General features: G+C 38.1%; 15 protein-coding genes. All 15 read left to right on the top strand.

The features are described from left to right. The first annotated feature begins 85 nt into the window (after positions 1–85). The 15 genes from CIL02_RS16105 to CIL02_RS16120 all read left to right on the top strand — a co-directional run bounded on the left by CIL02_RS16105 (position 86) and on the right by CIL02_RS16120 (position 15,023). Entirely contained in the window at positions 86–280 is a 195-nt protein-coding gene (locus CIL02_RS16105) for a hypothetical protein (RefSeq protein WP_141210214.1), read from the top strand. 22 nt (positions 281–302) lie between these two features. Beyond that, positions 303–2,066: a hypothetical protein gene (locus CIL02_RS11135; protein ID WP_094401723.1), complete on the top strand. Its 1,764-nt coding sequence runs from the start codon at positions 303–305 to the stop codon at positions 2,064–2,066. A gap of 159 nt (positions 2,067–2,225) precedes the next feature. After that, a complete protein-coding gene (locus tag CIL02_RS11140) occupies positions 2,226–2,591 on the top strand; it encodes a hypothetical protein (protein ID WP_094401724.1) in 366 nt (121 codons plus the stop codon). A gap of 86 nt (positions 2,592–2,677) precedes the next feature. Further along, positions 2,678–2,995, top strand: coding sequence for an NVEALA domain-containing protein (locus CIL02_RS16110; RefSeq protein WP_141210215.1), 318 nt, complete (start codon positions 2,678–2,680; stop codon positions 2,993–2,995). Between the two features lie 121 nt (positions 2,996–3,116). Then, positions 3,117–5,012 (top strand): hypothetical protein, encoded by a 1,896-nt coding sequence (locus CIL02_RS11145; protein WP_094401726.1) that lies wholly within the window; start codon positions 3,117–3,119, stop codon positions 5,010–5,012. A 390-nt stretch (positions 5,013–5,402) separates the two neighbouring features. Next, positions 5,403–6,242 carry a signal peptidase I gene (gene lepB / locus CIL02_RS11150; protein ID WP_094401728.1) on the top strand — a complete coding sequence of 280 codons (840 nt, stop codon included), beginning with the start codon at positions 5,403–5,405 and terminating at the stop codon, positions 6,240–6,242. 303 nt (positions 6,243–6,545) lie between these two features. Continuing rightward, positions 6,546–6,995 (top strand): MauE/DoxX family redox-associated membrane protein, encoded by a 450-nt coding sequence (locus CIL02_RS16995; protein ID WP_371589382.1) that lies wholly within the window; start codon positions 6,546–6,548, stop codon positions 6,993–6,995. Continuing rightward, the gene (gene lepB, locus CIL02_RS11160) at positions 6,992–7,813 is read left to right on the top strand and encodes a signal peptidase I (RefSeq protein ID WP_094401733.1); all 822 of its coding nucleotides are present in this window, start codon (positions 6,992–6,994) and stop codon (positions 7,811–7,813) included. The genes CIL02_RS16995 and lepB (CIL02_RS11160) overlap by 4 nt, the downstream gene beginning before the upstream one ends. 77 nt (positions 7,814–7,890) lie before the next feature. Then, positions 7,891–8,151, top strand: a complete 261-nt coding sequence (locus CIL02_RS11165) for a hypothetical protein (protein WP_094401734.1) — start codon at positions 7,891–7,893, stop codon at positions 8,149–8,151. An 84-nt stretch (positions 8,152–8,235) separates the two neighbouring features. Further along, a complete protein-coding gene (locus CIL02_RS11170; protein WP_094401736.1) occupies positions 8,236–9,291 on the top strand; it encodes a hypothetical protein in 1,056 nt (351 codons plus the stop codon). A gap of 357 nt (positions 9,292–9,648) precedes the next feature. After that, positions 9,649–9,957 carry a hypothetical protein gene (locus CIL02_RS16115; protein ID WP_141210216.1) on the top strand — a complete coding sequence of 103 codons (309 nt, stop codon included), beginning with the start codon at positions 9,649–9,651 and terminating at the stop codon, positions 9,955–9,957. 119 nt (positions 9,958–10,076) lie between these two features. Then, entirely contained in the window at positions 10,077–11,867 is a 1,791-nt protein-coding gene (locus CIL02_RS11180) for an O-antigen ligase family protein (protein WP_094401739.1), read from the top strand. Between the two features lie 161 nt (positions 11,868–12,028). Then, on the top strand, positions 12,029–13,531 hold the full coding sequence (locus CIL02_RS11185) for a TolC family protein (RefSeq protein ID WP_170935079.1): 1,503 nt from the start codon (positions 12,029–12,031) through the stop codon (positions 13,529–13,531). A 59-nt stretch (positions 13,532–13,590) separates the two neighbouring features. Continuing rightward, entirely contained in the window at positions 13,591–14,709 is a 1,119-nt protein-coding gene (locus tag CIL02_RS11190) for an efflux RND transporter periplasmic adaptor subunit (RefSeq protein WP_094401743.1), read from the top strand. Positions 14,710–14,747: 38 nt separating this feature from the next. Next, a complete protein-coding gene (locus tag CIL02_RS16120) occupies positions 14,748–15,023 on the top strand; it encodes a hypothetical protein (protein ID WP_141210217.1) in 276 nt (91 codons plus the stop codon). Positions 15,024–15,241: the final 218 nt, after the last annotated feature.

Raw genomic sequence — 15,241 nt, forward strand, 5'->3', positions numbered from 1 at the left:
AGTCTTGATAAAATACACAAAGATGTTTTGTCATTCCAAACCTTTGTGCTATATTTGCATCAAGATTTCACACAATTTACGTGACATGGAGAACAAAATGCTAAAACGACTGCCTGTAGGCATACAGACATACGAGAAAGTAATCCCTACTGCGACAACACCGACTACGAGGGTCACTACCAGCAACTTCTCTATGTCATTTTCTCCCTTATGGGCAGGTATGTCGATGCTGATAGGCGAACCATTGGGGACTGGAAGATTGAGTAATAAAGTCGCATGAAAAGAGGAAGGGGCCATTTAAGATGAAGAAGATACTATATGTAATAATATTTTTGTGTATTATTTCAGCCTGTACCGGGCGGAGAGAGTACAGGGAGGTATTAAGCAATGCGCAAAGCGTCATAGAGGAGCGCCCAGACTCTTCCCTTGCCATTCTTGACACCCTCGGCAGGCATTCAGATGCTTTTGACGAGCATTTCCGTATGCAGTATCTTTTGGAGTTGACCTATGCCAAAGCCAAAATGGGACATTTGTTTGATACGGATTCCCTGACGAAAGCTTTAGTAAGCCATTTCGATGGTAATGGCACATGTAGGGAAAAAGCCTTGGCATATTACATGAACGGTTGTGCTCTATGTGATATCGGACAAACCCCGGAAGCCCTTCAGGCTTTTTATGATGCTATAGATAAGGCTGACACGACAAGAAGCGATTGCGACTATGGAGTGTTAAGAGGCATCTATGGACAGATGTCCACCATATTTCACCAACAGAATCTTCCTCTAGATGAAATATGGGCTTTGAGACATTATATTGAATGTGTACGAAGAACATTAAGTGAAAGAGACTATATTATTGCCAAGGGACAGATGATACGGCCTTATGTTTTGCTCAATGAAAAAGATTCTGTCCTCAAGATTTCTAATAACACTTACCATGAACTTATGCGTATTGGATACGAACAGGAGGCTGCAGGTGCTATGGCTACACCTATATATATATACATGGAACGTGGCCAAATGTTAGAGGCTAAGAAAGCAATGGATATATTTGAAAACAAATCAGGGCTGTTTGGCAATAATGGTAATATATCTTCAGGCCGTGAGGCTTATTATTATATAAAAGGTTTCTTTGAACTGGCGTCAAACGATATTAATTCTGCTGAGGAGAATTTCAGAAAAGCCATCCAATATGGTCATCTTTCAGATGGATATAAGGGCTTGCTTCGGGTCTATAGGGCAAAGAATATAGTGGATTCGGTATTTCGTTATTCGGAATTATATGAAGCGGCTCAGGACTCTATACACAACAGAATGCAAATAGATGCCATTCATCAGATGGCAGCCCTATATAACTATAGTAGGAGCCAAAAGGAAGCAGAAATTGAAAGAGAAAAGGCGAGGACTAACAGGTTGTGGATTATAGCAATTGCCACGATGGCAGTCATTGTTATTGGAGGTATTATCTTGTACTATCGAAATATTAACAAAAAGAAAAAACAAAAGATATCAGAACTTGAACGTGACCTTAATGTGATGAGGATTACCCGTGCGGAAATCCTTGGAGAATTACAGCAAATGAAGTCCCATGATTATGAAGGTGTCATTGCCTCCAAGGAAATGCAATTGTTAGAGCTTACAGAAGCCATTGAACGGTTGCAGGCTGAGAACGAAAAGTTCAAAGAAGGTTCTGCTGTCCGTGAAAAAGACAATTTGAAGCAGTTCCTCAATAGCAACATTGCCAACCTGTTCATAAGGAAAGCAACCGGAAAGACGGAGAGGGTAGTGCCTACTGAAGCTGAGTGGAAAATGCTGGTTTCCCAATTCAGCAATGACAATCCTGCAACTTATAATGCTTTTTGTTCAGGGAAGCACCTGTCCAAGTCAGAACAGCGCATTTGTATTCTCTTGATTCTTGATATACCCGAAAATGTCATTTCAAAAATGCTCTGTTCAACAGCATCATCCGTCTCCAACTTAAAGGCCCGGGCAAATGATAAGCTCTTTGGGGTTAAGCTTGCGCATCCATTAAAAAACAATCTTATACATGCGTTAAATTCAATTTGATGAATTTTGATGAACATATTTTATAACACGCTGTAACACAACTTGTTTTAGTATATAAAGTTCTGTTTTTGCTCAATTTTGGAGAACATGATTGGGCAGAAAAACTTGTACCTTCTTCATTGATTTCATATCTTTGCAGAAACCATTAACCGCAAAAATATGAAGAAAATTATTATCTGTTTAAGTATGTTTATGCTGATGTTTTTAGGTAGTGCAAATGACGTGTCAATGTGCTGCCAAATTGATCTTCAAGTTAAGATAACAGATCCTAGTAAACCATATAATCCTATTGGAAGGACTAGCGTAGCTATTCCCACAATATACATAATGGGGTGTGATTTATACTTTGAAGCACAGTGCGATGATTGTACCTTGCAAATAGTTAATAAAGATGGAAATGTTGAATACTCAACAGTTATACCAGCAAACACCACCTGTCTGGCGTTGCCATCTTATCTGTCAGGAGAGTATGAGCTCCAAATAATTCGTGGTCAGTTTTGCTTCTATGGCAATATTGAGTTATGATTTTTCCAAGCATTGCAATTGACTGTAATAAATGGAGGATGCCGAAAATCCATAATAGAGTAGGCTAGTTATTCGAATATAAAGAAATGAAAAAGAAATTAGTTGAGATTACGTTATCAGTGATTTGTGTTTCTGTTGTGTGTGTTATCTGTATACGAACATTTACCACCTCAAGTCTGTTAGGAAACAATATGCTCCTTATTGAAAATATAGAAGCATTAAGTGATAATGAACCGCACACAGAATGTGATGCGCCTGCAGACCCAAAATCGTGTTGGGCAGACGATAATGCTTTTGATTATCGTGGTATGTCTTGGACACAAACAAAGAAGGTGAAATCTTATGGTTCTTGTATGTGTTTGGGAGCAAGTTGTAGTTGTCCTAAAGGAAGTTCACCAAGGTGATTTTTAACATAAAATTCAGTCAAGATAAATGATACAATATATGTTGAACAGATTGTTACTTGCATGTTTGTTGGATTTAAATATATCTGTATACAATAAAAATTAATCATCAAGTAAAGGTATGACAAATTATATTGATGATACGAGGGCTTGGATTACAAGTAGAGCTGGGATTATAGATTCTCATGTGTACGATGGGCAAGTTTGCTATATAACAGGCTTATTGTATATGGGGATAATCTCTACTTTGCTGTGCTCTGCAATGTTTTTATTTTCCTCATGCACAAATCATGATGATGTTGTGATTTATTCAATAGAGCATGATGAATCTGACGTGATAAAGCAACCTTTGATAGATTGGACTATTTTTGGTGCATTATCTTCTAAAGAGGATTCCTTGTATGCTGATTCCTTTATATCTTCACCATCTTACTTTATGGAAAAGTGCAAGGCGGATACAGCAAGAACGTATTTGTTTTCAGGAAACTATCACCCCTTATACAATCAGCTTGACCTTAGAGAGGTATATGGTATTCTTCCAGAGGACACAACTCACTCATTAGAGGGGAAAGTAACTTATTTGCATTGTGAAATAACTTCGGATGACAATATGACATTATATCTTGAAGTAAAGTCTTCCATGTCTTATAATATATTTGTCAATACCGATACTTTGCTCAGGCGTGACATTCAAGGCCTAAACATCTATCCGATGCATCTGAAAAAAGGAAGAAACAGGTGCTTCGTAAAGTTAAATTGTACAGGAGGAGACTATTCTTTTGAGTCAACTGTATATGACAGTATCAGCATAGCTCGTCTATATGCAGACGGACAAAGTTGTAACATAATTTATCCCCAGATAGATTCTGTCAGCCACGTAGTTATGCTCACCAACGCACATCAGAACGTTATTAATTCGCCTGTGTCGTTAAAGTTTTATGATGTGTATGGAAAGCCTGTTTCTATGCCTGTGGAATTAAAAAAGGACTCATTTACATACTATGTGGATGGTTTAGAGAACAACACTTCATACATGTGTGAGATGACGATATGCGATTATTCCATACGCCAACCCGTGTTGTGTGGCAAAGATGACAACGCATATAAGAAGTTTTCGTTACTTCGGGAAGAACTTCCTGATGGACATCCAAGGTCTGCGGAAATTGACCAGTTGCTGTTTCGTCTCAACTTCTTATTAAATCATCCTACTCGTTATGATGGTGACTGGTGGTGGCAGTTCAAAATTTCACCCCTAACTTATCAGTTGGAGCACACGCTTAAGCGCTTGGAATGTGTGCGTGGTGAGGATGACACCGAAGCTAATGTGTTGTTTGTCACTTATCGCTCTGAGATTGATGACAGTCTGCAACGTTATATTTTAGCGCGACCTAACCACATAAATAAGTCTACACCACTACCTCTCGTTGTGGTAATCCGTCCCAACATAGAAAACCTTCATCATTTCTTTGCCTGCCCGCAATTAGCACGGCAATGGGCTGTCAATCAAATGCAAGCCCTATCGAACAAATACGGATTCCTTATTGTGATGCCTGAGATTCGGACGTACCAGCACGAAGACTTGCTTCCAATAGCAGAGGAGGAATTGAAGTTGGTCATAAAGGACATTCAACAACATTATTCCATTGACACATCAAGAATGTTTCTGCATGCGAATTGTAGTGGTGGCTACCGTGCTCTGCGATTAGCAACCGACTATCCGAAAATGTTTAAGGCTCTTGCGCTATATGCACCGCTTTACCATCGCTCCTTTTCAGATGAATGGTCTAATGAGCACAAGCCTGAACTATTTATAAACAAGCTAAAGAATGTTCCGATGTTCATCCATGGAGACCCTGTTGATAAGCATAGTCCTTATTCTATATATAAGGATCTCATTGACGATTGTAAACGTTATGATATACCGTTGACTCTCTCGTTTAAGTTGAACTCTGGCAAGTACTACAATGTTGTTCTTGTGGGGGAAGAAGCATTAGACTTTTTTGAAACATTACGGTAATTTAAAGTTAGTTTAACAAGGCAATATTGCCAAATAACCATAATAAACAGTTTCTAATGAAAAAGAATCTTATTAAGTCCACATTTGTTGTGGCAACTCTTGCCATTGCGGGATAAAGATAATCGGCTTAACTCCTTTACTGTCAATGCGAATGGACAGTTCTGTACAGCAATAAGTAATTCTAATATGTGTAATGGTTATCTTCCTTGGATAGAAAAAATGGCACAAAATTACCACGACCAATGAGTATGGCAAGTAAAGAAAAAAGAATAATACATTCTGGCTGCTAATGGGTTCCGTCAAATAGCTTCATAGTACCTTTTATAAGATTACATATTGTCAGTTTTTTTGTATGTCACTTATTTGTAGAACGATGAACTTCATTAATGAATGAAAACCACGTATAGGCTTATAAAAGTAACAGGTATAGCAGTATGCAGTAGCATACTGCTATACGGCACTTGGCTATTGCTTAGGGTGTTTATCGCAGATCAGTTCGTAATACCAACAGAGTCTATGGAGCCAACGTTTCTACCAGGCGATAGGGTTATCGTCAATAAAGCCATCATGGGGGCTCGTATTTATTCGGATTTTCATTTCAATCAAAAAGGAATAGAGTTGAAAAGCTGGCGCACACGAGGCTTGAGACGATTAAAGCATAATGACATCGTCGTTTTCAACTTCCCGCAGCATGATGACAAGATAAATTTTGTTATCAATCATGTCTATGCCAAGCGTTGCGTTGCGTTGCCTGGTGATACCATTAGTATAATGAATGGTCGGTTTGTTAACAACAATTATGATGGGGCTCTGGGATTATATTCGGAACAAGCACGTTTGGCAAATATTCCTGATAGCATCATAGATCAGTCCGTTCTAAACACATTTCCATACGATGCCAGATTTTCATGGACAATAAAGTACATGGGGCCACTTTATGTTCCACGTAAGGGTGACAGAATCCTGATTACGCCCAAAGAAGCTTGCCTCTATCGTCACATATTGGAATGGGAAACAGGCACGAATGTGTCATGTGATACCATCACTTATCATACATTCAAACACGATTACTACTACCTCTGTGGAGATAATGTCCTCAATTCCTGTGATGCCCGTTATTGGGGCTTTGTACCAGAGGAGTATATCATCGGTGTTGTCACGCATATTACTTATTCCATAAATCCCTACACGGGGAGACTCAGAAATGAACGAACATTTAAGCATGTATGATAAGTAGTAGATGGCCCAATACCTTTTGGTGAATTTTGGTGAATAAAATATATAACAAGTTGTGATACAATATATTTTAAGGTGTTTAGTCCTCATTTTGCTTAATTTTGATTAATATGATTTGATAGAAAAACTTGTGTGTTTTTTATTGTTATCATAACTTTGCAAAAACTATTAACCGCAATGAATATGAAGAAAGTATTTTTGTATTTCACAATTCAAACGCATCGCCAACAATCGTTGGGAGAAGCAATTGTGGTATCATTACCAAAGGAGCAAAGAATAATATAGCTTTAAACAGACATGAGAATTGTTTTAAGATACATATTGGCAACATGTTTCCTGTTGTCAAGCTTGCTCAAGGCATTCAGTATAAAGGCATTTGAGCAAGAAGTGCAACTATATGGAGACGTGTATATCGGGACATGGGTTCATAGTTATTCTTTGGAAATCGCAATATCCGTTTGCTTTCTTGAAGGGGTTGTTGCTTTAGTGTCACTATGGAATAGAATGACATTCGCATGTAGTTTGATATATCTTGCAATGTTGTTGTTCTTTGTATATCTGACAGCTACAAACCTGTTCATGCCTAGTCTATTAGGAAGTATAGAGAGTTGTGGCTGCTTCGGAGAATTAATACATTTTTCGCCAACGACCTCATTCTTGAAAAGTCTATTTCTCTTCATCCTGTCCATAGCAAATGTCTATTATTTAGTTAGAGCTACGAGGAAAAGAACAACATCAAATATATGAACAAGGTTAAACGATTTATAGCATATACAATGTATGGTGTAGCCACAATAATCGCAGTATATATATTGTGGTTAATTGTTCGTGTGTTTATTTTTGACTATTTCACTATACCTTCATCATCAATGACTCCTACCATCCAACCAGGGAGTAAAGTAATTGTGAACAAATTATTTATCGGACCACGTATTTATACAGATTTTAATTTTAATCAAGCAGGACAGGAACTACAATGCTTTCGAATGAAAGGAATCAGGAAAATACAACACAATGATATAGTAGTTTTCAATTTCCCGATCCACAAAGACAAGATTTCGTTTCGCATCAATCATGTTTATTGCAAACGTGTAGTTGGTTTGCCTGGTGATACTATAAGTGCAGTTGATGGGTACATTCGTAACAACAACTATCCCCATTTGTTAGGTCATGAAGGTCGTCAAAAACAGCTACAGACAAAATCAGAAAGGGAATTGAAACGCTATGGAGTCTATGACGTTGCTCCACGCCATACGTCAGAAATTAAATGGAATATTTTGAATTGGGGACCTATATATATACCTCGCAAGAACGATATCATCACTATTAAACCTCATGAAGCAACAGTATATCACAAGATACTAGAGTGGGAAACAGGCAGTAAGATACAATGTGATTGGAAAAGGAATATGGTGTATGCTAATGGGAAACCTATAACACATCATACGTTCAAGCATAACTATTATCACATCTGTGGAGACTATTCTCTTGATTCATTTGATTCTCGTTACTGGGGATTGGTTCCAGAGGAATATATTATAGGTGTTGTAAACTATATTTGTTAAAAAGATTATTGCGCGTAATATATAGAGGAAGCCGAAAATCTATAAAAGAGTAGGCATACAACTAAATTTTCAAAAAAATGAAGAAAATCATGAAGACTATGCTTGCTGCCGTTTGTGTGGTAGCCGCTGGAGTGGGTGGTTTCAAGGCATACAATGCTGTAAACCAGCCTGGAATGTACATGTTCATTGCAGGGAATGTAGAGGCATTAACAGCAGGTGAAAGTGAAGGAGATTGTATTGGGTCACAGTGTGGATTCGGTTCATATCAAGTCTGTTACTATGATTGCGGCTCCATCCATGGAGTATGTGGATTAGCATACAACAAGAATCTCTATTAATAACTAATTACAAAAAGAGGTTCTGTGTCTTTTCAGGATTCACCTCTTGTACAGGGTGCAGAACCTCCACATACTTTCGTTCTTATGAAAAGGATTCATTATCATACAATTTTATTTTTTGTAACATTATTATATTCTTGCTCCGAACATTCTAATTCTGCAATAAATGAGGTATTCATTGAAGGGAAAGAAGTTAAGATTGATACCGCTAATATGTATATGGGACCCAAGGTCTTGTGTGCAGATGTACTATATGCGTGGAATATGGATTTTCATGGCGGCAAGCTCTCTAACGGAAAATGGCAGAAAGCAGACAGACTATTAGCTTCAGGAAGCGGACATGATGAGTTCGGGTATATGATTATGACTATAAGTAATGATCGAGTGCTGCATGTATTGAATCGTTCTTGGACGGGTTCAAAATATCTCTCATTAGTAAAAATTCCGCATGGAGACAGTATTCCTGCTGTAAAAGACAAAACGAAATGGGAAAGATTTGATTTAAAGCAAATGCCATTATTTAGTCCGAACAGCAAAAATTTTATTGTCCTGTCAGATTCTACTATACTTATTGCTGGAACCCCATACAATGACATTAAACATATATTCTCAATTATTGACTTCAAAAATCAAGCGGTTTCCACTCTTGACTATTGGCCTGCTGACGAGATGAAATGCGATGATAGGAAAAAGAATAAACTCTTTACCGAGAATAGCTACATTCTGGAAAATAAGAAAGGTAAGTACTTATACATGAATAGTTATGTAAGAAATGCCTTCATCTTTACTTTTGACGGAACTGCAACGAAAGTTATAAGCCGTTTGTATTCTGATTCTTTTGGCGAGAAAAGGTCAACAGAAGTATTGGCATGTTGCGCAGATGAAAATAGAATCTATGCGCTTTTAAGAGATTCTGATGGCATGGGAACAAAATTGGAAGAATGGAAAAATCCATTTATCTTCGGCAATACCATAGAGGTATTCGATTGGGATGGAGTAAAAAAGCAGGTTATTCATCTTGACAAATATGGACAGAATATAATGTTATCGGAAGATAATAATACTCTATATCTTATTTCTGACTATTCAGAAGACACCTCAGAGCCCTTTATTTACTCATATGATTTGGATGATATGTAAAAAAATGATCTTTCCCACTCTTACGCATTAAGAGTCATCATGTTTGCAAGGGTGGGAAACTCTTAACTATTAAAAGAATTGAAAACAATGAGGCTGCCACGAATCTTCATGCTATTTGCATATTGTATTGTCATTTTCGCATGTAATTCGCATGAGAAAGAATTTCAGAATATAGAAGCGATGCAATCAGAAAAAACAACTATTCCATATGAACTGATGGATTGTTGGGCGAATGATTCTGTTCTGGAGGTTTCGCCGTGGAAAAATGCCAAATACAAATTAATCCACTACATTGATTCTGCATCGTGTTCGTCTTGCTATTTGCAAAAAGTAAAGATAAACAACTTCTTGTTTCATATGGAAGAATTGTCTAACAATGAGTTTTACAACGTCATAATATTAACTCCAGGAAGTAATGCGAAGAAAGATCTTGAACATCTGTTTTCTGAGAAATTGATACCTCAGACAATATTTATTGATTCTGCAAATACTTTCTTACAAAGGAATCCACACATTCCTTCTGAAACAATGTATCATACTTTTCTTCTTGACGAAAATGACAAGGCTATTCTTGTTGGTAATCCCATTACCAATAAGAAAATCAAAGAATTGCTCATGGCTATATATGAAAAGAAATTTGGAAAGATACCAGAAGGGGAATTCTAAGAAAAGTAATAGAAATTCATATCGACTCAAGAAACAATGCATATTCTATGTATTATATAGTCATTAGTACAAATATTCGTTGATTCTGAAAGAATAGCATAAAAAGAAACTTTTATTAAATGATAGGATTATTACGAAAATCAGGAAGTGAGATAATAAGGACTGGCATTGTTTGGATAATGATGCTGGCTACGGTTATGGCAGTAGAAGTCCGGTGGAATAAATGTGATTTATGGGTATTCTATGTTATTCCTGCACTCATGCTTTTTGGAGTTGTTTCAACGATATGTAGAAAGACGAGATTTCAACTGTCCATTTCCGATGTGATTGCAATTACATGGTTTGCATATTATTTGGGCAGAACATGGGTAGGAAATGAATGGTCTTGTCGTATAGAGTTTTTGAAGACTACAGAATTATTCCTGCTATATGCTGGACTACGTGTTGCTTTCGACAGGACAAAGATTTCTGCTTGGATTATCATTGGAAGCATTCTCACTTTTGGATGCTATGAGGCATGGATTGGAGCTTTGCAGATATATGGTATAGAAACGAGCCATAATAGTTTGTATGCTCTTACTGGCACTTTTCAAAATCCTGGACCTTATTCTGCTTACTTGATGATAGGAATTGTTGTAGGTTTGAGTACCTTGAAAGATATGTCAAATAGGCTTGTCGTAAAGGATATACCTAATGCATTATTTATGAAGAAGATTCCTGAAAAGTTTCATGGGAAAGTAAAGATGTTATTCATGACTATTGCTAAGCTGGAATGGAGACACATTGTAGCAATTATGGTTATTGTTATGGCAATGGTTATTCCCGCAACATGGAGTCGGGCAGCATTCTTCAGCATTGCCCTAATAGTGTTGTGGCTTTCCAGACAATACTATTGGAAATATAGATATGCGGTATGGGGGCTTCTGATTCTTGCATGTCTTGGATTCTATTTTATAAAGCAAGGGTCAGCTGATGGTAGGATGATAATTTGGCAATCGTCTATAGCATCGTTGTTTGACAGCCCATGGTTTGGAGTTGGCATAGGTGGTTTTTGTAATGCTTTTGCAGAAGGTATGTCAATACTTTACGAACGAAATGTAGATTTGTCCTCTGCTGGAGTTACAGATAATGCATACAATATAGTGGTGAAGATACTTGTTGAGCAAGGAATAATAGGTGTATTGCTAGCTATAACACTTAGTGTTTTAGTTTTAACCACGCTCTACCAAAATAGCAAACCATTGTTTTACGGTATGTCATCTTTAATACTGTTCTCAATGTTCTCCTATCCTTTCGACCTGTTACCTTACAAAATAATTGCTGTTATTATTGTCGCATGGAGCGAATCTACAAATTGCAGGAGACTATGTGACTTGGGACGTTATAAGATAATGCTGCTTTCGTTCCTTCTCATATTTCTTGCATGGCAAACATACAAGTTAGTGAAGGAAAGCTATGAAGCAGACAACGATTATACAATGATAAGAGGATTCCATGACCAAGCGTTCATCAAGGATTATTACGAGTTGCTCCCTTTGGAAAACGACAATCCTGAATTCCTTTTTGATTTTGGCAAGGCTCTAAGAGAGCAAAAACGATATAATGATAGCAATGCAATAATGAGAAAAGGGATCAAATGCAGTGCAGATCCAATGTTTTATGTTCTTATGGGTAACAACTATCGTGACATGTCGCATTTTAATCTAGCGGAAGAATCTTATAATAAGGCCTTTAGCATTATGCCGAATCGTATTTATCCATTGTATCAGTTGATGATGATGTACAAAGATAATGGTGAGATAAAAAAAGCAAAAGAGTTGGCAAAACGAGTATTATTATTAAAACCCAAAATTGAATCTCCAGCGACAATAGAAATGAAGAAAAGTGCACAAATTATAAGTAAATATTAGGCAACCCTTTACACAAAAGTGAATATTTGGAACGTTACATTTAAAATATACACTTTTGTGTTATGTGCGGATTTCAATGTATATTTAATTTTGTGACACAAACTAAAAAGTATAATTCTATGAGTAGTTATTACCATCATATCGTTACATTATTTCTGTGTTTGACTAGTGTTATATGTTCTGCCCAACAGCTAACACTCTCCAACGCTATCGCAATAGCGCAGGAAAACAGTCTCGATGCCCAGATAGCGAGATACAGCTTTATGGGCAGTTATTGGCAGTATCGGACATTCAAGGCACAGTTGCTCCCATCTCTGAACCTCAGTGGTGGACTTGGCGGTTTCAATCACTCTGTCATCGAGACTCGTGACTATGAGACGGGACATGTGAATCAGGTAAACAACAATACGATGACGAACTCTGTCACGCTGTCAATGGATCAGCAGATAGCAGCTACGGGTGGTAAGATCTCCCTGCAGTCGTATCTCTATAGGCTGGACCAGTTCACTTACAAAGAGAAAACATACAACTCACAACCTCTCCGTATCAGCTACACACAACCATTGCGCTCATTCAACTCCCTAAGATGGGAGAAGAAAACCGCACCTGTTGAGTATCAGATAGCAGAGCGGGCATATATCACTTCCATGCAGGATGTGACTATTAAGGTTACTGGGCTGTTCTTCAATGTCCTTTCGGCACAATCAAATTACAAACAGAGCCTCGCTACTGTCAGCGACCGCGAGAAACTGTATGAGATGGCACAGAAAAGACTTGAACTTACCACTACCACAAAGAGCGAAGTTCTTCAGATGGAGTTGTCATTGCTCAATGCGCGCATGGCGGTAACAAAGAACAAGATTGCACTTGATGATGCAATGTATGATCTTTTCTCTTTCCTGAGAGTAACTGATTATTCCAGTGCAGAACTTGTTCCGCCATACACTACACCTGATGTTATCATAAGCACAGACGATGTGTTGCAAAAGGCAATAACAAACTCATCGCATCCTCTTGAACAGAAGCTGCAGATGCTAGAAGCACAGAAGACATTGGCACAGGCAAAGTCAAGCCGTGGAATCCAAATGACACTGAGTAGTGAATTGGGATTCTCTCAGACAGGAGATACCTTCAGCAAGGCATATAGCAGGTTGCGAGACAATGAGATCGTCGGACTGTCACTGTCGTTACCAATCTTTGACTGGGGTGTCAGCAAGGGAAAGGTAAAGATGGCACAGGCTCAGTTGGAGGTTGTAAAGACGAAGATAGAGCAGAATCACCTTGACTACATACAGGAACTTCGCAGGAAAGTTACCCAGTTCAATGCACAGCCATCCCAATGCCGCGATGCGTTAAGAGCACAAAAAATAGCGGAAGAGCGATATGAGATAACTCTTAAAAGATATGAGACAGGTGCTATATCCGTGACCGACCTGAATACTGCCCAACAGGAGATGGAATCTGCAAAGGCTCAATATATCAGTCAACTGCAGACATTTTGGAACGACTATTACTCATTACAGAAAGCTACACTCTATGACTGGCAGAACAAGCATGACATAACGGTTGACTTTGAAGCTTTGCGTGACAACAGTCGCACAAATGTAGTCTCACGTAACAATATGGGTACTATTACTCCGAATTCACTAGCGAATTTCAAGTAAAAGCATGCATATTACAGAGAATTTGCTAGCAAATAATACACACTTAACAATAAATCAGTATGACAAAGAAGGGTTTTAAGGTAACGATAGGTGTAATATCCTCGCTTATAGCCTTCGCTATTATAGGTATTCTTGTATATACCTTAACTCATAAAGAGCAGGAGGAGGAAGATACGCAGTCTGCTATAATGACAAAAGAGGAAACCATTGTGGAGGTTGATACGATGGTTTTACGCAAACAGACATTCCTGAAGCAGATTCTATGCAATGGAAAACTGACTGCTATACGCAGGGCAGAATTGGTTTGTCCCAAAGCTGGCGAAGTTCTGCTAAGTGTCAATGTCAAGAATGGGCAACACGTTTCTGCAGGCACTTTATTGGCTGTGGCAGAGACTCGTGACAGGAAAAGGGAACTGGAGAAAGCCAGGCACGATCTTGAACGTGCAAGAGTAGAGTTGCAAGATAAGTTGATAGCCCTTGGCTACGATGGAAACGAGAAGAATGTTCCTGCTGACGTTCTTCGCCGTGCAGAAGTCACTTCTGGTTATTACTCTGCCAAATATGCTCTTCAAACTGCCGAAACCTCACTCTCCGATTGCAAGTTACTGGCACCATTCAGTGGAAGGATTGCCGACCTTCAGGCGCGTCCGCATCAGCGTGGTGATAAACTATGTACTCTTATTGACGATTCTTTCTTTGATGTTGAGTTTCAGATATTAGAAGCAGAATTGGCATCCGTATGTCTTGGAACTCAGGTGCGAGTATCCCCCTTTGTTGATGAACAAATATCACTCATCGGCAATGTTACAGAGATAAACCCTACGATAGACAACAAAGGACTAGTAACCATAAAGGCAAGGATAAAAAACACCTCAGACAAGTTGCTTGATGGCATGAACGTGAAGGTGATAATTGAAAACGCTGTACCTGACATGCTGATTGTACCTAAAGAAGCCGTAGTAGAACGTGATGGGTATCATGTGGTCTTTGTCTATGACAAACAAACGCATCGTGCCATCTGGACGTATGTTGACATTATGTACAGTAATCTAACAAGCTTTGCCATCACTGGTTGTGAGCGAAAGAATACAACCATCAGTGTTGGTGATATTGTCATTACATCAGGCAACCTGAACCTAGCTGACGACACTGAGGTTAAAATTGTAAAGTCAAAATAATAAGGGCATAAGCCCGCATAACAAAAAAATTAATAATTATGAACAAGAAAAAAAATCTTAAATTTGCATTGGCTACAATATGTATTGTAGCAACAAGTGCAGGTGCATTTAAGGCATCATTAATTTCTGACACCAACATGTCAGACTCTCTCCTATCCGAAAACGTGGAGGCATTGAGTTCACGTCTAGAAACAGGTAACGGTTATGAAGTAAAATCAGAAAGTTTATGCCCTGGTTCTAATTACAAGAAAAAAAGAACTTGCCAAGTAACGACAAGAAACACTTCATGTACAGAGTCTGATTGTTTTTACTAAACAAATATTCTAATCTTGCTATAACAAGGAATTAAAATCAGACATATGTACTTTTGAGTCCGTAGCGAAAGACTTATGCGGTTTCAAATCTAAACAGCACAGTTTTTAAAAGCGGACTCATTTCTATATCAAGTACTGCTAGAAAGTGTGTAAGTAACGAAGGTTTCTATCTAAACCTACATTATTATTACAAACATCAAAACAGTTATAGTATCAAA

It is taken from the genome of Prevotella sp. P3-122 (assembly GCF_002251365.1).
Lineage (GTDB): Bacteria > Bacteroidota > Bacteroidia > Bacteroidales > Bacteroidaceae > Prevotella.

Coding starts and splice junctions, on each gene's coding strand:
- CIL02_RS16105 (WP_141210214.1), top strand. CDS start 86: ATGGAGAACAAAATGCTAAAACGACTGCCTGTAGGCATACAGACATAC.
- CIL02_RS11135 (WP_094401723.1), top strand. CDS start 303: ATGAAGAAGATACTATATGTAATAATATTTTTGTGTATTATTTCAGCC.
- CIL02_RS11140 (WP_094401724.1), top strand. CDS start 2,226: ATGAAGAAAATTATTATCTGTTTAAGTATGTTTATGCTGATGTTTTTA.
- CIL02_RS16110 (WP_141210215.1), top strand. CDS start 2,678: ATGAAAAAGAAATTAGTTGAGATTACGTTATCAGTGATTTGTGTTTCT.
- CIL02_RS11145 (WP_094401726.1), top strand. CDS start 3,117: ATGACAAATTATATTGATGATACGAGGGCTTGGATTACAAGTAGAGCT.
- lepB (WP_094401728.1), top strand. CDS start 5,403: ATGAAAACCACGTATAGGCTTATAAAAGTAACAGGTATAGCAGTATGC.
- CIL02_RS16995 (WP_371589382.1), top strand. CDS start 6,546: ATGAGAATTGTTTTAAGATACATATTGGCAACATGTTTCCTGTTGTCA.
- lepB (WP_094401733.1), top strand. CDS start 6,992: ATGAACAAGGTTAAACGATTTATAGCATATACAATGTATGGTGTAGCC.
- CIL02_RS11165 (WP_094401734.1), top strand. CDS start 7,891: ATGAAGAAAATCATGAAGACTATGCTTGCTGCCGTTTGTGTGGTAGCC.
- CIL02_RS11170 (WP_094401736.1), top strand. CDS start 8,236: ATGAAAAGGATTCATTATCATACAATTTTATTTTTTGTAACATTATTA.
- CIL02_RS16115 (WP_141210216.1), top strand. CDS start 9,649: ATGGAAGAATTGTCTAACAATGAGTTTTACAACGTCATAATATTAACT.
- CIL02_RS11180 (WP_094401739.1), top strand. CDS start 10,077: ATGATAGGATTATTACGAAAATCAGGAAGTGAGATAATAAGGACTGGC.
- CIL02_RS11190 (WP_094401743.1), top strand. CDS start 13,591: ATGACAAAGAAGGGTTTTAAGGTAACGATAGGTGTAATATCCTCGCTT.
- CIL02_RS16120 (WP_141210217.1), top strand. CDS start 14,748: ATGAACAAGAAAAAAAATCTTAAATTTGCATTGGCTACAATATGTATT.